Genomic DNA, 523 nt, shown 5'->3' on the forward strand with positions numbered 1-523 from the left:
CCGATGAAGGACGTGGGAGCCTGCGATATGCCTCGGGGAGTCGGCAACCAGACTTTGATCCGGGGATTTCCGAATGGGGAAACCTGGCACCCGTCATGGGGTGTCGCCGCCTGCTGAATGTATAGGCCGGTTGGTGGGAACGCGGGGAAGTGAAACATCTCAGTACCCGCAGGAAGAGAAAACAATAGTGATTCCGTGAGTAGTGGTGAGCGAAAGCGGATTAGCCTAAACCGTGTACGTGTGATACCTGGCAGGGGTTGCGTATGCGGGGTTGTGGGACCATCCTGCTGGTTCTGCCAGACCAGCGAAGAGTTATAAAACGTCGTGATAGTCGAATGGCATGGGAAGGCCGACCGTAGACGGTGAGAGTCCGGTAGACGAAATTGCGATGTCTCTTGGGTGTGTTCCCGAGTAGCACGGGGCCCGTGAAATCCCGTGTGAATCTGCCAAGACCACTTGGTAAGGCTGAATACTTCCTGATGACCGATAGCGGACAAGTACCGTGAGGGAAAGGTGAAAAGTG

General features: G+C 55.3%; 1 rRNA gene. It reads left to right on the plus strand.

From position 1 onward, the window contains the following. A 23S ribosomal RNA gene (locus ACH34W_RS55685) occupies nt 1–523 on the plus strand; the annotation flags it as partial.

This window comes from Actinomadura sp. 6N118 (assembly GCF_044326415.1).
GTDB lineage: Bacteria > Actinomycetota > Actinomycetes > Streptosporangiales > Streptosporangiaceae > Spirillospora.